The organism is Acinetobacter soli, from assembly GCF_018139125.1.
GTDB classification, from domain to species: domain Bacteria; phylum Pseudomonadota; class Gammaproteobacteria; order Pseudomonadales; family Moraxellaceae; genus Acinetobacter; species Acinetobacter soli.
The window spans coordinates 1,276,651-1,296,133 of record NZ_CP073241.1; the positions used below are offsets into that span (position 1 = coordinate 1,276,651).

Consider the following 19,483-nt stretch of genomic DNA (forward strand, 5'->3'; position numbering starts at 1 on the left):
AATTTCGCATCAGTTCAAGAGAATAGCAGATGATCTTCATCGTCAATATGAATAACCTTAAAGGTAAGATCCTTATAAACTAATTTCTCATTCACTTGAACACGATCAAGTTGGGTCCATAACTCGAAAGGAAAAAACTCCGATGTTGTTTTATAAATCCATAACCACTGACACGTTTCAGTTTTCTTGATTGGATCTACAATAAGGTCTTTCACTCGCATAAGATGGTGAATGTTCGAATATTTATCCTGTAAAGTAACGTGTCGATTATTCATAACTCTATCTTAATCTTAATTTATCAACTTAAGCCTTTTGTCATCTAATAGTTTATGCCAAAGTGCTTCTAGATCACACGTTCCAATATATCATAAGTGTTTTTTTATATTTCTTAAAATACATAATGTATCCTATTTTATGCTTATTGTTTCGTTTTACTTAACAATTTTAAAAAGCATCATGCTAAATAACTATATTACACATCACATAGTATGTCTGTTTTTTCAGCGTTCTATATTTCGTTCCGCTCAATCCCATCTTATCACTTGGTTTATTTTTCGATATCACTCAAAATAGTACTATTAAATTAAGTGTGAGCGTTTCATGACTGATGCCTTGATATTACGTGATTTGTCCAAAACTTATCGCAATGGATTTCAAGCCTTAAAAGGAATCAACCTAACTGTTCCGGAAGGTGAATTTTATGCGCTTCTAGGTCCAAACGGTGCTGGAAAATCGACCACCATCAGTATCATCAGTTCCTTAACAAAAAAAAGTGCTGGTGAGGTCAATATTTTTGGCCATGATTTAGACAAGCAACCTTCCCGTGCAAAACAATGCTTAGGTGTTGTGCCACAAGAGTTTAATTTTGGCCATTTTGAAAAGACCTTCGATATTCTGGTGACACAGGCTGGTTATTACGGCATCCCTAAAAAACTTGCCGAGCAGCGCGCAGAATTGTATCTCGAAAAATTAGGGCTTTGGGAAAAGCGCAACATGCAAGCCAGAATGCTTTCTGGCGGTATGAAGCGTCGACTAATGATTGCCAGAGCCATGATGCACGAACCAAAGTTACTGATCCTCGATGAACCTACCGCAGGTGTCGATATCGAGTTGCGCCGTTCGATGTGGGATTTTCTAGTCGAGATGAATAACGCCGGTACTTCAATCATTTTAACCACGCATTATCTTGAAGAAGCCGAAATGTTGTGTCGCCGCATTGCAATTATTGATCGGGGCGTGATTAAAGAAGACACCACGATGAAAAGCTTCTTAAATCAGTTAAGTGAAGAGTCTTTTATTTTTGATCTGGCAGAACCAGTTGAGTTATCGAATGACCTTAACATTATTGGGGTGCGCTTTAATTTGATCGATCCGCTGACACTTGAAGTGACACTAGATAAAGCACACAGTATGAATGATTTGTTTCAGCTTTTAGAAGCACAAGGCATTCAAGTCCGCAGTATGCGCAATAAGTCCAACCGACTTGAAGAATTATTTGTACGTATGGTCGAAAAAAATCTGGAGCAACAAGGAGCTGCACAATGAATTTTAGTCAGCTCTGTACAGCCTTCGGTACCTTAGTACGTAAAGAAATCCGTCGTTTTATGCGGATTTGGCCTCAAACACTGCTACCACCTGCTATTACTATGAGCCTGTACTTTATTATCTTTGGTAATCTGGTCGGTTCTCGTGTCGGTCAAATGGGTGGATTCAGCTACATGCAGTTTATTGTGCCGGGTCTGATCATGATGGCTATCATTACCAACAGTTATGCAAATGTCTCGTCAAGCTTTTTTAGTGCTAAGTTTCAAAAAAGCATTGAAGAACTGATCATGAGCCCGGTACCTTTACACCTCATTTTGTGGGGCTATGTCGTTGGAGGCGTGTTTCGTGGGATTTTGGTGGGCATTATTGTGACCATGATGAGCCTATTTTTTACCGACCTTTATATACATAACTGGTTTGTGACTATTTATACCGTCTTGGTCACATCCTTTTTGTTCGCTTTAGGTGGATTCATCAATGCCGTATATGCCAAATCGTTTGATGATATCTCGATTATTCCCACTTTTGTTCTTACCCCTTTAACGTATTTAGGTGGCGTATTCTACGCCATTAGTGCTTTGGGGCCATTTTGGCAAAAATTATCGTTGATCAATCCAATTGTGTATATGGTCAATGCATTTCGCTATGGCATTTTGGGTCAGAGCGATGTCAACGTTTCATTGTCACTGATTGTGGTGACCTTGTGCTGCGTTCTTTTATATGGCGTAGCGTATTATTTACTTTCTCGTGGTTCAGGAATGCGTGAATGAGTGTAGAAAAATCTCTTTTAGGTAAAGAAACAGAATATCCAACAACTTATGAACCCGGCATTTTGTTTCCTATTTCACGTTCATCTTCACGTGAACAATATGCAAACATTACAGGTGTTTCTCAGGGCAAAGATTGGTGGCATGTTTTTGAGCTTTCTTGGCTCAATCAAGACGGGATTCCACAAGTTGCAATTGGACGGATTACCCTTCCCGCAACCTCTGAAAATCTGATCGAGTCAAAATCATTAAAGTTATATTTTAATAGTCTAAACTTTCATCGTTTTGTGTCTAAAGCAGCACTAATTGACCTTGTTGAAAAAGATTTGAGTCAAGCTGCCAATGCAAAGATCGGCTTTGAGTTGTTTGATGTAGATGCGCTCGAGATCAGCCAACCGTCTGGAATCTGTATCGATCAATTCAAACCAGCACGCTTGGAGTCACATCCGGATGCAAGCTTGCTTGCGCTAGATGCTGATGACCAGTCACAAATCGAAGTGAATTTATATTCACATCTATTACGCAGTAATTGTCCTGTGACTGGACAGCCGGATTGGGGAACAGTTTTCATTCGTTATCAAGGTATTAAGCCTTGTTATAACAGTATTCTCGCGTATATTATTTCTTATCGTCAGCACAATGGCTTTCATGAGCAATGCGTCGAGCAGATGTACGCCGACATATGGCAAAACTTAAAGCCTGAAAAACTGATGGTGTATGCAACCTATACGCGACGCGGTGGTTTAGACATTAATCCGTGTCGTGTATCTGACTTGTCATGGATGCCAAGCCCTATTCGATTGGCCCGACAATAAAATCAATAATTGAGGATCAGACATGCCATTTTTTGGTTTTACTCCATCTGAAGCATTGCTTAAAAATATTCAGACAGGTATCGAAAAAAAGAACTCAAGTGAGCCACTGTATCCATTACGCGATCAGGTAGCCCTACAAATCAATGATGAAATTATTGATGCACTCTTAATCGAACTTGTTCGTCGCTTTCCAGAGAGCGATAAGCGTGAAACCGCTGAAAAATTGGCAGGCTATGTCAAATCAACCGTTGCCGTTTTGCTCAAACAACTTTTAAGCAAAGCGCCCAATGATATTGTAAAACAGTCCATCGAGTTTTCTGAACGTAGTTTATTTAAAACTGCTGAAGGAGAATATAAAGTCGGTGAGTCGCTTGATCCAGGTTTGGTCACAAATCTGAAGCATAGTTTTGCCGAAATTCAAGCAGGTAATGCTGTCGACAAGCAAGCACTGGCTGAACTCTATAAGCAATTTGCAGATGCCACGATCCGTCATTTTATGATTGAATTTAATAAAACACTGGATTTAGGCATGATCAAACGCAAGGCTGCAGATATTGGCGCCGCCGCAGTGACCAAAGCCGTTCATATCGCCATCGATAAGCTGATTCCAAATCTAAATCGCTTAGAGTTAAAAGCGCTCGCTGAGTATCATGATACGTTATTTTTTAGCAACTAAAACATAGCGCAAAAAAACCTGGATTTTTCCAGGTTTTTTTATTGCAAAATATGGATATAGATTGCCTAAATTAAGGGATATGTTAGCATGCGCCATGCATTGATTATTCCTTTGTAAAACCTTATGTCTCCAAGCTCTCAATACAAATTTCTACGCCAGGCGCCGCGCGATGGCTTAAGCACAGCAATGCTTCCATCCAAATGGCAAAGATTACATATTGATCCTTGGTTATGTTCTTTTTTGATTTTAAATGCCTGTCTTGGGCTGACTGTCTTATATAGTGCCTCTGCACAAGATATCGGGTTAGTCTCTAAGCAAGCCATGAGCTTTGGAATTGGCTTTATTGTCATGTTGACGCTCGCACAAATTCCACCGAAGGTTTATCAAGCATTTTCTCCTTATTTTTATCTGTTTGGCCTCTTTTCACTGATTGCTGTAATGGTATTTGGTGAAATTCGCATGGGTGCACAGCGCTGGATTGATATTCCCGGTTTTGGAAGTGTACAACCCAGTGAGTTCATGAAAATCGGTATGCCAATGATGGTGGCGTGGTTTTTATCGCGTAAACCGCTTCCGCCGAGCGTTCCCAATGTCATGATCACCATGCTTTTGGTTGGAATTCCATTTCTTTTAATTGCAGAACAACCTGACTTGGGTACATCTTTACTGGTATTGGCCAGTGGGTTATTTGTGTTGTTTTTAAGCGGGCTCTCTTGGAAACTCATTGGTGCTGCTGTTGCTGGCGCAGGACTTTTAATTCCAATTGCGTGGGAATTTTTATTACATGATTATCAGCGACAACGTGTACTCACACTCTTGAACCCCGAGGCAGATGCACTCGGTACAGGCTGGAATATTATTCAATCAAAAACAGCCATTGGTTCAGGTGGATTTTCAGGTAAAGGCTTTTTAGAAGGCACACAATCACATTTACACTTTTTACCTGAGGGTCATACCGATTTTATTATTGCAGCCTACTCCGAAGAATTTGGTTTGATTGGTGTCACCATTCTAGTACTGCTGTATTTTGCAATTATTTTTAGAACATTCCAGATTGGATTACAGTGCTTTCATAACTACGGCCGCCTTGTTGCAGGGTCGTTAGGTTTGTCCTTTTTTGTTTATGTATTTGTAAATGCTGGCATGGTTAGTGGTATTTTACCCGTAGTGGGTGTACCGCTTCCGTTCATGAGCTATGGCGGCACCGCAATTATTACCCTGATGGCGACTTTTGGACTGGTTATGTCGATCCACACCCATCGATAATTATATTTTTTTATTTTAATTCAGGAATTTATAATACTATGTTGAACATGGTAGTGAAGCAACCATTTAGACGTTTTTTACTTCTCGGCAGTTTTTTTCTTACTGCCAGCTGCTCTCAAGCGAACGACTTTATCACCGATCCAAATTATCCAAGCTTTAAGCAAAAAACCATGGCCACTTATGGTCTGACTGCCGAGCAAGTCGACAATGCGATGTCAGGCGCCAAAAATCTTCCCAATATTTTAAACATCATGACACGTCCGGGTGAGAGTAAGCCATGGTATGACTATAAAGCCATGTTTTTGAGCGAAGGTACTATTCAGCGTGGTGTACGTTTTAAAAATCAGTATGCAGATGTTTTAAACCGCGCAGAACAGCAATTTGGTGTGCCGCAATCGATTATCTTAGGTATCTTAGGGGTCGAAACAGGCTATGGCGCAAACAAAGGCTCGTTTATCACGCGTGACGCACTTGCGACTCTAGCTTTTGGTTACCCTCGCCGAGCAGATTATTTTAGTGATGAATTAGGTGCTTTGATCGCTTGGACATATAAAGAAGGCTACCCAACCAACAGTATCGTGGGTTCTTATGCGGGTGCAATTGGTTATCCTCAATTTATGCCAAGCAACATTACCAAGTTTGGTGTTGATTACGATGCAAGCGGACATATTGACCTACGCAATTCTGCTGAAGATGCAATTGCATCAATTGCAAATTACCTTGCTCAAAATGGCTGGCAACGAAATCAACCTATTGGATTTGCCGCACGTTATACAGGTAATACGCCAGATACAATTATTGCAAAGGATCTGACCCAGCCTACCCCTTATGGCGCACTCAAAACGCAAGGTGTTACACCGCTAAATCCGATTGTGAAAATCGATGATCTTGACTTGGTCAACGTTATACAATTACAAGAAAATTATGGTCCTATGTACTATATTACCTATCCAAATTTTCAAGTCATTACGACCTATAACCGCAGCAGAATGTATGCCACAGCGGTTTGGTTGTTGGGTACCGAAGTCGCCAGTAGATGATGGAATTTTTTAAAAATATATAAAAGTCAATAAATATTTTTGTTAAAAAGAGCACTAAATAGCCATTTTAAACTCAATGTTACAATTTAGGTTATTTTTTGCTCATTTTTTGTGAGATTTTGTCCTTTTTGTAACTTTTTTACTTCAAACACTAGACACTCTGCAAAGCCGATGAATATCATCCCCCTCCATAAAGCAATTGCAAAAGTGAATAAATTAGGCTGTTCACATTATTTTGGCTACTTGCTAAGCCTTGTGAATTGTCTCTAGGAGTTTAAGTAATGCAGTTAACGTTAAAGTACGCTTTAGCACTCAGTATTGGACTGGCAGTTATCCAGTCACAAGCAGAAATGGTTCCCGCATCATCTCTTAATGGCGATGCAGATGGCTCAAGTTTGGCTGCTCGCGTCTTGAATAAAGATTCGCAGAACAACTTCAATTCCCATTTCTCTAATTTAAATAGTCTTTCAATCACCGAAAGTTCGGGTGACAAAATCCGTCGTCAAACTATCGCGGCTAAAATCGAGATCCCTGAAGAAGAGCCTTCAGTGATTGAAAAATTAAATTCTGTAGCATCGAACACTGTTCGTAAATTTAGCCAGACCGGTATCGCATCTTGGTATGGTCGTCAGTTTCATGGTCGTAAAACGGCTAACGGTGAAACTTTCGACATGAACGAGCTTACTGCAGCACACCGTAGTCTGCCGCTGAATTGCTACATTCGCGTGACCAATAAAGACAACGGCAAAAGTGTCGTGGTTAAAGTCAACGATCGAGGTCCATTTCATGGCAATCGAGTCGTAGATTTATCTTACGCAGCAGCTAAACGCATTGGACTCGCGAATGCGGGTACAGGCAAAGTAAGTATTGAGCGTGTTGATGGTCCAAATTCATAAGCTTTAGCTCCTTCACTTTTGCAATAAAGAGGCCACCATTCGGTGGTTTCTTTACTTTTGTTCGATACATTCTTGTTCTGATGTGTGAATGTTTAAGTTAAAATGATTAGCCGTGGTTCACAATGCAATTTTACGAAACGATCACTTTTTAAACACAAAAACCAACCAAATTGTAGCTTGGTCTTAATTTGCTCTGATTCGCGTGCTATACAACAAAATCCCTCCAAAGCTACCCTAGTAGCAAAAATGTTTAAAGATGCGGTTTAACGCGAGCTTATAAGGCAAATTCGAGAAAGTTTTAAGGTCACTTTTGCTCAAAATGGTTTTTCCAATTGTTTTAAACGCTTTTGGCGATGAATTTTACATTTTTTAGATTTGTTCGCCCGAGTCAAAAATCTGTTTTGACCGCATGCATATTGTGTTTTATATTCGTTAAATGAAGGAATAAATAAAACAAGGATGATGCACATGAAAACCATTACGGAATGGTTTGACGAATACAGCCAAAGCCATCAAAACCAAACCAATAAAAAAATTCATTGGGTGTGCGTACCTGCAATTTTGTTTTCAATTATTGGTTTGATTTACCATTTTAGTGCATTACTGACCGCACTCCTGATTGTACTTTCACTGATATTTTATGCACGATTAGACTTAGTCCTTGCCGTGGCAATGGCGGCTCTGGTTGCTGTCATGGCATGGTTGATCTATGTATTGCCTGTTGGCGTGGGGTTTTATATTGGTGTTTTTATTGTGGCGTGGATTGGTCAATTCTACGGCCATAAGGTTGAAGGCAAAAAACCTTCCTTTTTAAAAGATGTACAATTTCTGTTGATTGGTCCGCTCTGGTGCATGGATGCCTACTTGGCTAAAATTTTACCCAGCTGGAAAAGTAAACAACAATTAAATTAACACACACTCTCGGCATTTAATGAATGACTTAAATGTTTCGCTGGAAGCATCTCTTCATTACTGATAGATGCTTCCATTAAATTTTAGCCAGCCATTTAAGTGCCTGCCTTTCGGGTCACGATGCGTCCAGTGTATAACACCGCCTTTTGGCGTGTACTCATATTCACCATAAAACTCTACACGATCACCTTTTTGCAAGCCCTGTAAACGCGGCGATAAGTCGATGTTATGTGCAATAAGTACCGTTTGACCATTTTCCAATCTTAAGATAAATTTCTGGTGCCTTGACCCTTGATTATCGTCAGGCAAAACGGCTTTGACCTGCCCTGCTCCTTGTACCTGAAGATTGCTTTTTTTCTGCTCGAAAGCCAATTTGATTGCATCGTTGTTAAAATCTTGAGTAGTGACTTGCGATGTTTGAATTTGTGATGCAACATGAGGCTCACGTTGGTTTAAAACAAAAAAATACACCAGCAAAAAGGCGATAACAGCCACAACGATGTAGGTATTTATTTTTTTCATTTTTGAAATATCCATTTTTGTCTAAAAAAAAGCCCCTAATTTAGGGGCTTTTTTTACAAAATAAGTAATTATTTTGCAGCGGCTTGAGCAGCAGCAACTTCTTCAGCGAAGCTCATTTCTGCTTTTTTCTCAATACCTTCACCCACTTCGAAACGTACAAATTCAACAATAGTCGTTTCAGTTGCTTTAAGTACATCAGCAACTTTCTTGTCATTGTCGATTACATACATTTGACGATCAAGTGCAACTTCGTTCAAGTATTTATCTACTGAACCAGATACCATTTTTTCTACGATATTTGCAGGTTTGCCAGATTCAATTGCTTTTGCTTCAGCAATTTCTTTCTCTTTTGCAACTAGATCTGCTGGTACTGCATCAGCACTTACCGCAACTGGATTGAACGCTGCAACGTGCATTGCAATACCTTTACCAGTTTCTGCGCTACCTGTAAATGATACAACAACACCGATACGAAGACCGTGTTTGTAAACTGCAAGGTTTTGACCTTCAACAATTTTCGCACGACGAACTTGGATGTTTTCACCAATTTTTTGAACAAGAGCAATACGCGCTTCTTCAACTGATTGACCGTCTTCCAATTTAAGTTCAGCAATTTTTTCAGCTTCAGTTACACCTGAAGCAAGAATTGCTTTTGCAACCGCATTAGAGAAGTTAGAGAAGTTTTCGTCTTTTGCAACGAAGTCAGTTTGACAGTTTACTTCTACCAATGCTGCTTTGTTACCGTCTTGAACGATTGTGATCGCGCCATCAGCTGCAATGTTACCTGCTTTTTTCGCTGCTTTTGCTTGACCAGATTTACGAAGGTTATCAATCGCAAGCTCGATATCGCCATTCGCTTCTGTTAATGCTTTTTTGCATTCCATCATTGCAAGACCAGTACGGTCACGTAATTCTTTTACCATGCTTGCAGAAATTGCAGTCATGTTGTTCTCCTAAATAGGTAGAAAAAGTAAATCTTTGAACAAAAACGGCCCAAGGAAACTCTGGGCCGTTTGCTTTTTTTTCGACGCTTAATTTGCCACCCTTACATGTCGCAAAAATGACAATCAGGCGTCAAACGCATTAAGCCTCAGAAGCAGCTGCTGCTTCTTCGCCTTTAGCTTGAGCATTCGCTTGAGATTGCGCGTATTCTTTACCAGCAAGAATTGCATCAGCCATAGCTGAAGCATATAAAGTTACTGCACGAATCGCATCATCGTTACCCGGGATAACGTAGTCTACGTTGTCTGGGTTAGAGTTTGTATCAACGATACCAATTACAGGAATACCAAGGTTTTTAGCTTCTTTAATTGCAATCGCTTCGTGATCTACGTCGATTACAAATAATGCGTCAGGTAAACCACCCATGTTTTTAACACCGCCTAAAGAACGCTCAAGTTTCTCCATCTCACGGCTACGCTCTAATGCTTCACGCTTAGTCAGCTTAGCAAAAGTACCATCTTGAGATTGAGTTTGAAGATCTTTCAAACGGCTGATAGATTGGCGAAGTGTTTTCCAGTTCGTCAACATACCACCTAACCAACGGTGATCTACATATGGTTGACCAGCGCGTTGAGCTTGTTCACGGATGATGTTAGAAGCAGCACGTTTAGTACCAACGAACAAAACTTTGTTCTTTTTGCTTGCTAATTGGTTAGCGAAGTTCAAAGCATCATTTAACGCAGGAACAGTGTGCTCAAGGTTGATGATGTGAATTTTGTTGCGTGCGCCAAAAATGTATTGACGCATTTTTGGGTTCCAGAAACGAGTTTGGTGACCAAAGTGCGCGCCTGCTTGAAGAAGGTCGCGCATGCTTACGTTGTAATCTGCCATTTTCTTTACCTTAAAGTTGGGTTAGGCCTCCATATGTCCGCATTCTCCACCTATTGCTAGGCACCCAGAGTAATGTGACGACATATGTGCGGATTTTTTCCTATTTCATCTACGCAATTCATAAAATATATTCACGAAAAGCATTTGATAAAATGGGCGGGTATTTATACCATAACTGCTTTGAAATTACCAAAAGTTTTTAAGTATCATGAATAGTACGTACACGGCTCCAAGTCGACTGATTAAAACTCCTGAAGAAATTGAAAAAATGCGTATCGCAGGACGACTGGCGGCTGAAGTTCTTGACATGATTAAACCGTATATTCAGCCAGGCGTGAGCACGCTTGAGCTGGATCGAATCTGTCATGATCATATCGTCAATGTTCAACAGGCCATTCCGGCATGTCTGGGCTATGGCGCAGCGCCAGGTCGTCCAGCGTTTCAGCACACCATTTGTACCTCTGTTAACCACGTGGTGTGTCACGGGATTCCATCTGCTGAAAAGATTCTCAAAAAAGGCGATATTTTAAATATCGACGTAACTGTGATTAAAGATGGTTATCATGGCGACACCAATATGATGTATGTGGTAGGTGGAGAAACTTCAATTCTAGCAAATCGTTTATGCAATGTGGCACAAGAAGCCATGTACCGCGGCATGCAAACGGTTCGTGCCGGCTCATTTATTGGCGACATTGGTCATGCCATTCAAAAGTATGTCGAATCTGAGCGTTTCAGTGTGGTGCGTGAATATTGTGGTCATGGTATCGGGACTGTATTCCATGATGAACCACAAGTTTTACACTACGGTCAGAAAGGCACCGGCATGCAACTCGAAGCAGGCATGACTTTTACCATTGAGCCAATGGTCAACGCTGGTGTTTGGCAAACCAAATTGCTTGGTGACAAATGGACTGTGGTCACCAAAGACCATAAACTCTCTGCACAGTTTGAACACACGATTTTGGTGACTGAAACCGGACTCGAAGTGCTCACTGCTCGTCCAGAAGAAGATTTGTCTCGTTTTATGTAAAACTTAAAATTTGCGTGTTTAAAAGGCCATCAAGATGGCCTTTTTTATTGACTTTAACGTTCATTCATATTTCCTTCATAATTCCAAACTTCATTTCTTTTTTGCTACATATGAAATATTTTATTTTACAGGATCTGCTCGTTTTAACATTTAAGATGTTTTTTAGAAAAATGATCACAAAAACTGGACATGGAGTCCCTTCAGATGAACAAATCTTTTGCTGGCTTAATGACAAGCCTCTTATTCATTTCTGCGCATAGCCATGCTGCCTCACCCTACTTTAGCTTAAAAGATGGCGATGGATTTAAACGCTTTTCCGTTTCTGCGGGCTGGTTACATGCCATGCCACAAGGAAAAGCCAACCCTGTTAGAATTAATACCCCAATTGCCGAAGGTACACAGTCTAAAGTAGGTGATGTCTCGACGGATAGCGTACTCAATGCCATTGACCAAAGCACTGTTTCGGGTAAGGCATGGTATACCCTACTTAATTCAGGCTATAAGGGCTTACTTGGAGGTAATACCTTACCTGCGGCATTATCTGGTACTGCAACCATCAACGGCTTGTCAGAATGGGAAGCACCAAATTCGGGCCTTGAAGCCGATGATGTCGATACTCTTGGCCTACTGTTTAACTATAATTTTACCGATAATTTATCGCTTGAGATTAAAGGTGGTATCCCGCCTAAGGTCGATATTTTAGGTAAAGGTACAATTTATGCACCCCTCTCTGGCGCTGCCACTCCCCTAAAAGACGGTTCGTTGCTGGGTAATGCCTTGGGTAATATTATTGGTTCAGCAGGTGGTAATATCCCACTAAAACAAGACATCAAAATTACAGATTTATCTCAAGGAAAGCGTGCTTCATCTGTACGGGCATGGTTACCTGCAGCAGAACTACAGTACCAGTTTGGTAAATCTGGTGTAAATAAATTCAGACCCTACGTGGGAGTGGGCGTGATGTATGCCTATTTTAATGACATTAAGCTAAACCCTGGAATTGAATCTGATCTGATCACCGCAGGTAATATGATCCGGAATATTCAGGACAACAAAGCGGGCGCAGCATTAGATAAAAAAACATCAAGCGCCAATCCAGTGGTAAAAGTAGATGCAGCTGATGCATTCGCACCGATTGCCACAGTGGGTGCAACTTACGACTTTAATGATAGCTGGTTCGCAGTAGGTTCTGTGTCTTATGCCAAACTTAACAGTGAGGCAAAAATTACGGTTACCGATGGTAATACTGGCGCAGAGCTAATCAACTCAAAAACAAAAATCGATATTGATCCAATCATTACTTATGTCGGTGTCGGTTATCGCTTCTAAATGCAAGATTAAGCTGTTTTAAATATAAATTAAAAGCAACTTCGGTTGCTTTTTTTCACACAAGCGAGATTAAAAAGAAAGAATGCCGAATGTGACTATTGTTATCTGATAATAATAAATAGATAAAAAACAAAAGACTGCACTAAGATTCCAGCTTTTCATAATCTATTCACTTTTTATCATTTCATTGTTTGTATGGGATTTCATATGCTCAAAACCAGCCAAATTAGAATACGAGTAGATTTACATGAGCAGTCTCACACCACTCTCACAAGCGATCCATAATGCGCCGCGCTGGCATGAACCTAAACATCTTCAACCTAGTGAAGAAGTTCAGATTCAACCACTTGAGCATGCTGCTTTGGGTGCTATTGTGACTGGACTCGATGCAAAAAAAGCGCAAACTGGCGAAACCATCTTTAAATTAAAACAGGCTTTGGCCCAGCATCTGGTACTTATTTTTAAAAAACAGCAACTCGATGATTTACAGTTTTTAGCATTTGCCAGTTATTTTGGCTCAGTTTTCCGGCCAAGCAAAGACAATCCCGTGTTGGGATATGATCTGGAAACAGGCGTACCACCCGATGTTGTACCCGTATCTAATGCCGTGGGGCAAGGCGACTATACAGGGCACGGCGAACTGGCACCCCATGCCGATCACCAATGGACACCTTTACCCTCTTTTGGTTCATTGCTGTATGCAATTGAATTACCAAAAGCGGGTGGAAAAACATCATGGATCAATACCATTGCAGCCTATAAAGCACTCGACGACGATCTCAAACAACATATTCGTTCACTGCAATTGATTACTTACAATCCATTTGTACGCGCTCAAAGCAACAACGGTTCAAAAGCTAATGGGCATACTCCATTGTATCGTTTTGATGATCAGCCTGTCGTAGGTCATGCTTATCCTCACCCACTGGTTCGGACACATGCAGAATCTGGCAGATCAGCTCTTTGGCTCAGTGCAAAAAATGAAGTTGAACTGGTAAATTACAATGATATTGTCGGGGCAGAATTAATTGCACGCTTACGTGAACATTTGGCTCAACCTGAATTTCGCTATACGCATGATTGGGAAGTCGGAGATATCGTGTTTTGGGACAATCAAGTTACCTTACATGCACGTGAGCCCTTTCCTTCAGAGCAGCGACGCTTATTAAAACGTATTAGTCTGGCTGGTGGTCGTCCGTTCTAATTGTCATAAAAGTATCAAATTTTTTTGATCTAATAAAAATAAAAAACAAAAATAATGTTCAACTTATCAACGCAAAAGCCCGTCAAACGACGGGCTTCATTTTTAGCTACATCATACTCAAGTTTAAATCTTAAAATAAACGATTTAGACCATTCAATGCTGCAACACGGTAGGCTTCAGCCATGGTCGGATAGTTAAAGGTCGTTTCCATAAAATACTTTAATGTATTATTTGGACTTTGCATTACAGCCTGACCAATGTGAATAATTTCAGACGCATTATTACCAAAACAATGAATCCCTAAAATTTCCAAGCTATCGCGGTGGAACAAGATTTTAAGCTCGCCCACAGTATCACCCGTAATTTGTGCGCGCGCCAAATGACGAAACGATGATTGTCCTACTTCGTAAGGAATTTTTTCTTCTGTCAGCTCTTGCTCAGTTTTACCAAAACACGAAATTTCTGGAATGGTATAAATACCAGTTGGAATATCGGTTACAGGTTTTACGTTTTCTTCGCCACTCATATTTGCACCGGCACAGCGCCCTTGGTCATAAGCTGCTGATGCTAGAGATGGCCAACCTACGACATCGCCCGCGGCATAGATATTTTCCACTTCAGTCTGATATTTCTCGTTCACTGCCAGCTGGCCACGGCCATTTGGTTTCAGGCCAACATTTTCTAAGCCCAAACCATCGGTATTACCTGAGCGTCCGTTACACCACAAAATCGCATCGGCTTTGATTTTTTTACCACTTTGTAAATGTAACACCACATAATCATCGTGCGTTTCAAGATGATCAATTTGTTCATTATGACGAATCAGCACGCCTTGTTCACGTAAGTGATATGACAATGCATCGGCAATTTCATCATCGAGATAGCTCAGAAGCTTATGTTGCGTGTTAATCAAATCGACTTTGTGATTCAAACCAATAAAAATTGATGCATATTCACAGCCAATTACGCCTGCGCCGTAGATAATAATTTTATGAATGGTGTAGTCGAGATCTAGAATCTTGTCTGAATCAAACACACGTTTATGATTAAAGTCTAGACCTTTGGGTTGATAAGGACGGCTACCGGTCGCAATCACAAGTTGATCAAAAATAATGGTTTCTTTGATTCCTTCAGGCGTAAACACCAACACCGTATTTTGATCTTGAATGTATGCACGACCATTGAACACATCAATATTGTTTCGATCGTAAAAACGAGTATGTGTAGATACTTGTTGCTGAATCACGCGATGGGCATTACTGAGTACCTGTTTCATGGTGAATTTTTTCCATTCACCCACTTTTTGAAACATTGGATCACGTTGATAACGAATAATACTTGATACTGTCTGACGCAATGCCTTACTCGGAATCGTTCCGACATGGGTACAGTTTCCACCCATCTGTTCACGAATATCTACAATTGCAACACGCTTACCTGCTTTTGCAAGCTTCATTGCCGCGCCTTCGCCCGCAGGTCCTGAACCGAGAACTAACGCATCATATCTGATGAAATTCCCACTAACGACCTCTTTCTTACGTGGCATTTAAAGCTCCTTCAATCCGATCAGTTGAAACATTTTATAATAAATAGGGGCACTATGCTGCCCAATAATGTATTTCTCAAGCCTATATTATGCAATAACGACATTTTTTATATGAATAATGAATTTGCCCCATTTTAGACTAAGTCCGTTATAATAATGTCAATTAAAATTCTCGCGAATAACATTGGAATTGTTAACTATGTCTGAAAACCGTAAACCTGAACAGGGTGTAAAACTACGTGGTGCGGAAAAAGTAGCCCGAATTCCTGTAAAAGTTGTTCCTACGGTTGAAGTACCGCGCAAGCCAGACTGGATTCGCGTCAAAATGACGGCACCAGAAGAGGTGCAACGAATTAAGACCACTTTACGTGCACAAAAACTTCACACGGTATGTGAGGAAGCTGCTTGTCCGAATCTGCCTGAATGTTTTGGTGGTGGCACAGCAACCTTCATGATCATGGGCGATATCTGTACGCGCCGCTGTCCGTTTTGTGATGTTGCACACGGTCGACCAAATGCACTAGATGCAGATGAACCTCGCCACATGGCAGAAACCATTGCCAATTTAAAGCTTAAATACGCGGTGATTACCTCTGTTGACCGTGATGACCTTCTAGACGGCGGTGCTCAGCACTTTGTCGACTGTATTAAAGAAGCGCGCGCATTAAGCCCGACGACCTTACTTGAAATTCTGGTACCAGATTTCCGTGGTCGTATGGATATTGCGCTTCGAATCATGACTGAATGTCCACCAGATGTGTTTAACCATAATATCGAAACGGTTCCACGCTTGTACAAAGCAATGCGTCCAGGTTCTGATTATCAGCATTCTTTAACATTACTTAAGATGTTTAAAGAATATTGCCCAGATATTCCAACTAAATGTGGCTTGATGGTGGGGATTGGTGAAACTGAAGAAGAAGTGATTGCCCTACTTGATGATCTGCGTGCGCATGATGTCGATTACGTCACGATCGGGCAATATCTACAACCCTCTAAACAGCACGCACCGATCGATCGATTTGTCAGCCCAGAAGAGTTTGAGCGCTATGCAGAGCATGGTCGTAAACTCGGTTTTCGTAATATCTGGTCGGCACCAATGGTACGTTCAAGCTACTTTGCAGATCGTCAGTATCATGGTGAGCCAGTCCCTGCTGTTCGTCGTAAAGCAGATCCAGCCAAAAAAATTAATGTACAAACTATCGAAGCCTAAATTTAGTTTAGCTTCAAAGTCGAAAAAAGCCTCTCATTTTGAGAGGCTTTTTTTTGTTGAAAAAGCGCCAAATTAGTTTAACGTTTTGCGACAAATCAACAACATAGCTCACATTTTTTACATTTTAATATACAATAGTCATTGAAAGTACAAAAATAACTTGTTTATCTTGATCAATATAAAGGGAAATACAAAATTAATTCATGATTAATCAGATTGCCCCTAAAAACGACAAATCGCGTCATTGATTCAAATAAAGAAGTTCCTGTTTTAGTTACCTGTTAGCGCATTAATTTTAATTCTAAATGCAACAACCCAAGGAGTAAGTATGACTTTTTTCCTGTTTATCGTTGCTCTACTGGTACAAATCTTCACTGTTTGGGCTGTATTTTATTTCAGCGTTTCCAGAAGTGTCGGAAGTATTGTGACCATTATTGTGGCCTTGGCCTGTGCTTTTGTATTTACTGCATGGTCACTCTTGTTAGGTATTCCACTTATTCTGCTCAGCGTCATCTTGCTGGTCGATCCATTACGCTTTGGTCTGATCACTAAACCTGCCTATAAAACTCTAGCCAACTCAATGCCAAGCATCAGCACAACAGAACAAGAAGCGCTTGAAGCAGGCACCAGCTGGTGGGAAAAAGAACTTTTTACAGGCGCACCTGATTGGAATACATTCAATGCCTATGCTTTTCCACAATTATCTGAAGAAGAGCAAGCCTATCTGGACACTGAAGTTGAACAGCTTTGTAGCATGTTAGATGAATGGGAAATTCATCATAAAGGTAAAGATTTACCCGAACATGTATGGCAATTCATTAAAGATAAAGGTTTTTTAAGTTTAATTATTCCTAAATCTTACGGCGGTAAAGAATTTAGTTCATTTGCACAAAGCCGCATCATGAGTAAAATTGCTTCTCGCTCCCTCACCGCTGCTGTAAGTTGTATGGTGCCAAACTCATTGGGACCAGGTGAGCTTTTGATGCACTACGGCACGGACGAACAAAAGCAACGCTACTTGCCGGGTTTGGCTGCTGGTACAGAAATTCCATGTTTTGGTCTAACAAGTCCTGAGGCCGGTTCAGATGCTGGCGCAATTCCCGACACAGGTGTAGTGTGTTACGGCGAATACGAAGGTCAGGAAGTTCTTGGCTTACGTATGAACTTCTCTAAACGTTGGATTACCCTCGCACCAGTTGCGACTGTGGTGGGTCTGGCATTTAAACTTTATGATCCGGATGGATTGCTTGGCGATACGTCTAAAAATGAATACGGCATTACCTGTGCCTTAATTCCTGCCAAACATCACGGAATTCAGATTGGTGCGCGGCACTATCCTGGCTCGCCATTTATGAATGGTACTGTAGAAGGCCGTGATGTTTTTATTCCAATCGACTGGATTATCGGTGGCCCTAAAAATGCTGGGCGTGGCTGGCGTATGCTCATGGAATGCCTTGGTGTTGGCCGTGGTATTTCACTTCCTGCACTTGCAACGTCTGCAGGCGAAATGAGCTATTTGACGGTGGGTGCATTTGCTAAAGTACGCGAACAGTTCAAACTCTCTGTAGGCAAGTTTGAAGGTGTGCAAGAAGCCACCAGCGATATTGCCAGCGATACGTATATGCTTGAGGCATTTCGCTACTTTGTGACCTGTGGTCTAAATGAAGGCGGCAAACCTGCTGTCATGACCGCCATGGCGAAATATTACGCCACTGAAACTATGCGTAAAGTTATCAACCATGGTATGGATGTCGTCGGCGGACGTGCGATTCAGCTTGGACCACGTAACTTTTTGGCTCTGTCTTATCAAGCCATTCCAGTTGCAATTACAGTTGAAGGCGCCAATATTCTTACCCGCTCATTGATGATCTTTGGGCAGGGTTCGATGCGCTGTCATCCCTATTTGTTTGATGAACTACAACTGCTTCAATCGAACGACAAGCAATCTGCGATCAAGCAGTTTCATGAGATTTTGTTTAAGCATCTTGGATATACCTTTAACCGTGGGGCGCGCTCATTTACTTATGGGTTTACCGGGGGATCAAGCGATTCACCCGTCATTTCGGATGACTTTACCCAGCCTTACTATAAGATCATCAATCGCTTTAGTGCCAATCTTGCACTGACTGCGGATATGTCTTTGGGACTACTGGCAGGTGATATTAAACGTAAAGAAATGCTTTCGGGTCGTTTGGCCGATATCCACGCGCATATCTTCATTGCCAGTGCGATTTTGAAATACTACGCTTATGGTACAAAATCGGAAGCAGAACAACTGCATGCAAAATTAGCACTGGAAAAATCACTTTATACCGTTCAAGAAGCATTTTTCGGGTTATTTGAAAACTTTCCGGTCAAACTGGGTGCAGCTTTGGTCAAATTCGTGTGCTTCCCGCTTGGTCGCCCACTCTCCAAACCAAGTGATGATCTTAAACAAGCTGTAGCGGATTTGATGATTAAAGAAAATCCTTTCCGTGCCGAGCTTAAAAAGCATGTGTTCTATACACAAGATCCAGATGATGTGACAGGTCGACTTGAGTCTACGTTCCAGATGCTCCTGCAAATTGAACCACTCTGGCATAAGTTTAAAAAAGCTGAATCTAAAGATCAGTTTAAAGGTCTTACTTTTGAAGAGCACATTACAGATGCGGTGAGTCAGGGTTTTATTACTGAATCTGAAGCACAAAGCCTGATTGTCTATAATGCAAAACGCTTCGACAGCATGCTCACCGATGTGTTTGATATGCAACTTAAGGAAGATTTAGAGCTGGATAATCCTCATCTTCCACGAACAGGCGAAGCAACCTTCGATCTTGATCGTATTTAACTCAATCGATAGATTATGGTAAAAGCGTCTTCGGACGCTTTTATTTTATTGAGAGGAAA

Annotated in this window: 17 protein-coding genes; 13 read left to right on the top strand and 4 right to left on the bottom strand. The window is 41.0% G+C overall.

Annotated elements, in window-relative coordinates; all coding sequences use genetic code 11:
- Positions 1-600 precede the first annotated feature (600 nt).
- From KCV09_RS05820 to KCV09_RS05855, 8 genes are all read left to right on the top strand, one after another.
- Complete coding sequence (locus tag KCV09_RS05820; protein WP_004938498.1) at positions 601-1,545, top strand: ABC transporter ATP-binding protein; 945 nt, start codon at positions 601-603, stop codon at positions 1,543-1,545.
- Positions 1,542-2,315 (top strand): ABC transporter permease, encoded by a 774-nt coding sequence (locus tag KCV09_RS05825; RefSeq protein ID WP_212515678.1) that lies wholly within the window; start codon positions 1,542-1,544, stop codon positions 2,313-2,315. The genes KCV09_RS05820 and KCV09_RS05825 overlap by 4 nt, the downstream gene beginning before the upstream one ends.
- Positions 2,312-3,127 carry an NADPH-dependent 7-cyano-7-deazaguanine reductase QueF gene (gene queF / locus KCV09_RS05830; protein ID WP_151816008.1) on the top strand — a complete coding sequence of 272 codons (816 nt, stop codon included), beginning with the start codon at positions 2,312-2,314 and terminating at the stop codon, positions 3,125-3,127. The genes KCV09_RS05825 and queF overlap by 4 nt, the downstream gene beginning before the upstream one ends.
- 22 nt (positions 3,128-3,149) lie before the next feature.
- The gene (locus KCV09_RS05835; RefSeq protein ID WP_151753639.1) at positions 3,150-3,803 is read left to right on the top strand and encodes a hypothetical protein; all 654 of its coding nucleotides are present in this window, start codon (positions 3,150-3,152) and stop codon (positions 3,801-3,803) included.
- A 123-nt stretch (positions 3,804-3,926) separates the two neighbouring features.
- Positions 3,927-5,069, top strand: a complete 1,143-nt coding sequence (gene rodA, locus KCV09_RS05840) for a rod shape-determining protein RodA (RefSeq protein WP_004938509.1) — start codon at positions 3,927-3,929, stop codon at positions 5,067-5,069.
- Positions 5,070-5,107: 38 nt separating this feature from the next.
- Positions 5,108-6,109, top strand: a complete 1,002-nt coding sequence (mltB, locus tag KCV09_RS05845) for a lytic murein transglycosylase B (protein WP_048765698.1) — start codon at positions 5,108-5,110, stop codon at positions 6,107-6,109.
- Between the two features lie 281 nt (positions 6,110-6,390).
- Positions 6,391-7,005 (top strand): septal ring lytic transglycosylase RlpA family protein, encoded by a 615-nt coding sequence (locus KCV09_RS05850; protein WP_025094776.1) that lies wholly within the window; start codon positions 6,391-6,393, stop codon positions 7,003-7,005.
- A gap of 468 nt (positions 7,006-7,473) precedes the next feature.
- Entirely contained in the window at positions 7,474-7,917 is a 444-nt protein-coding gene (locus tag KCV09_RS05855) for an Mpo1 family 2-hydroxy fatty acid dioxygenase (protein ID WP_004938518.1), read from the top strand.
- 57 nt (positions 7,918-7,974) lie between these two features.
- Here the strand turns inward: KCV09_RS05855 and KCV09_RS05860 are convergent, their stop codons facing one another.
- The 3 genes from KCV09_RS05860 to rpsB form a co-directional block, all read right to left on the bottom strand.
- On the bottom strand, positions 7,975-8,439 hold the full coding sequence (locus KCV09_RS05860; protein WP_151816127.1) for a DUF3465 domain-containing protein: 465 nt from the start codon (positions 8,437-8,439) through the stop codon (positions 7,975-7,977).
- Between the two features lie 68 nt (positions 8,440-8,507).
- Positions 8,508-9,383, bottom strand: coding sequence for a translation elongation factor Ts (tsf, locus tag KCV09_RS05865; RefSeq protein ID WP_004938524.1), 876 nt, complete (start codon positions 9,381-9,383; stop codon positions 8,508-8,510).
- Between the two features lie 139 nt (positions 9,384-9,522).
- Positions 9,523-10,272: a 30S ribosomal protein S2 gene (rpsB, locus tag KCV09_RS05870; protein WP_004938527.1), complete on the bottom strand. Its 750-nt coding sequence runs from the start codon at positions 10,270-10,272 to the stop codon at positions 9,523-9,525.
- 208 nt (positions 10,273-10,480) lie between these two features.
- Between rpsB and map the strand changes: the two genes are divergently transcribed.
- From map to KCV09_RS05885, 3 genes are all read left to right on the top strand, one after another.
- Positions 10,481-11,305 carry a type I methionyl aminopeptidase gene (gene map / locus KCV09_RS05875; RefSeq protein WP_004947985.1) on the top strand — a complete coding sequence of 275 codons (825 nt, stop codon included), beginning with the start codon at positions 10,481-10,483 and terminating at the stop codon, positions 11,303-11,305.
- Positions 11,306-11,509: 204 nt separating this feature from the next.
- Positions 11,510-12,634, top strand: coding sequence for an OmpW/AlkL family protein (locus KCV09_RS05880; RefSeq protein WP_212515679.1), 1,125 nt, complete (start codon positions 11,510-11,512; stop codon positions 12,632-12,634).
- 247 nt (positions 12,635-12,881) lie between these two features.
- Complete coding sequence (locus tag KCV09_RS05885) at positions 12,882-13,838, top strand: TauD/TfdA dioxygenase family protein (RefSeq protein ID WP_151816119.1); 957 nt, start codon at positions 12,882-12,884, stop codon at positions 13,836-13,838.
- A 130-nt stretch (positions 13,839-13,968) separates the two neighbouring features.
- Here the strand turns inward: KCV09_RS05885 and sthA are convergent, their stop codons facing one another.
- Positions 13,969-15,384 carry a Si-specific NAD(P)(+) transhydrogenase gene (gene sthA, locus KCV09_RS05890; RefSeq protein WP_004947994.1) on the bottom strand — a complete coding sequence of 472 codons (1,416 nt, stop codon included), beginning with the start codon at positions 15,382-15,384 and terminating at the stop codon, positions 13,969-13,971.
- Positions 15,385-15,583: 199 nt separating this feature from the next.
- Between sthA and lipA the strand changes: the two genes are divergently transcribed.
- Both lipA and KCV09_RS05900 read left to right on the top strand, forming a co-directional pair.
- The gene (gene lipA, locus KCV09_RS05895) at positions 15,584-16,597 is read left to right on the top strand and encodes a lipoyl synthase (protein WP_004947995.1); all 1,014 of its coding nucleotides are present in this window, start codon (positions 15,584-15,586) and stop codon (positions 16,595-16,597) included.
- A 328-nt stretch (positions 16,598-16,925) separates the two neighbouring features.
- Positions 16,926-19,424, top strand: a complete 2,499-nt coding sequence (locus KCV09_RS05900) for an acyl-CoA dehydrogenase (RefSeq protein ID WP_212515680.1) — start codon at positions 16,926-16,928, stop codon at positions 19,422-19,424.
- The last annotated feature ends 59 nt before the right edge of the window (positions 19,425-19,483 follow it).

Coding starts and splice junctions, on each gene's coding strand:
- KCV09_RS05900 (WP_212515680.1), top strand. CDS start 16,926: ATGACTTTTTTCCTGTTTATCGTTGCTCTACTGGTACAAATCTTCACT.
- KCV09_RS05820 (WP_004938498.1), top strand. CDS start 601: ATGACTGATGCCTTGATATTACGTGATTTGTCCAAAACTTATCGCAAT.
- rodA (WP_004938509.1), top strand. CDS start 3,927: ATGTCTCCAAGCTCTCAATACAAATTTCTACGCCAGGCGCCGCGCGAT.
- KCV09_RS05835 (WP_151753639.1), top strand. CDS start 3,150: ATGCCATTTTTTGGTTTTACTCCATCTGAAGCATTGCTTAAAAATATT.
- lipA (WP_004947995.1), top strand. CDS start 15,584: ATGTCTGAAAACCGTAAACCTGAACAGGGTGTAAAACTACGTGGTGCG.
- KCV09_RS05855 (WP_004938518.1), top strand. CDS start 7,474: ATGAAAACCATTACGGAATGGTTTGACGAATACAGCCAAAGCCATCAA.
- rpsB (WP_004938527.1), bottom strand. CDS start 10,272: ATGGCAGATTACAACGTAAGCATGCGCGACCTTCTTCAAGCAGGCGCG.
- KCV09_RS05860 (WP_151816127.1), bottom strand. CDS start 8,439: ATGAAAAAAATAAATACCTACATCGTTGTGGCTGTTATCGCCTTTTTG.
- KCV09_RS05825 (WP_212515678.1), top strand. CDS start 1,542: ATGAATTTTAGTCAGCTCTGTACAGCCTTCGGTACCTTAGTACGTAAA.
- mltB (WP_048765698.1), top strand. CDS start 5,108: ATGTTGAACATGGTAGTGAAGCAACCATTTAGACGTTTTTTACTTCTC.
- KCV09_RS05885 (WP_151816119.1), top strand. CDS start 12,882: ATGAGCAGTCTCACACCACTCTCACAAGCGATCCATAATGCGCCGCGC.
- tsf (WP_004938524.1), bottom strand. CDS start 9,383: ATGACTGCAATTTCTGCAAGCATGGTAAAAGAATTACGTGACCGTACT.
- KCV09_RS05850 (WP_025094776.1), top strand. CDS start 6,391: ATGCAGTTAACGTTAAAGTACGCTTTAGCACTCAGTATTGGACTGGCA.
- sthA (WP_004947994.1), bottom strand. CDS start 15,384: ATGCCACGTAAGAAAGAGGTCGTTAGTGGGAATTTCATCAGATATGAT.
- queF (WP_151816008.1), top strand. CDS start 2,312: ATGAGTGTAGAAAAATCTCTTTTAGGTAAAGAAACAGAATATCCAACA.
- map (WP_004947985.1), top strand. CDS start 10,481: ATGAATAGTACGTACACGGCTCCAAGTCGACTGATTAAAACTCCTGAA.
- KCV09_RS05880 (WP_212515679.1), top strand. CDS start 11,510: ATGAACAAATCTTTTGCTGGCTTAATGACAAGCCTCTTATTCATTTCT.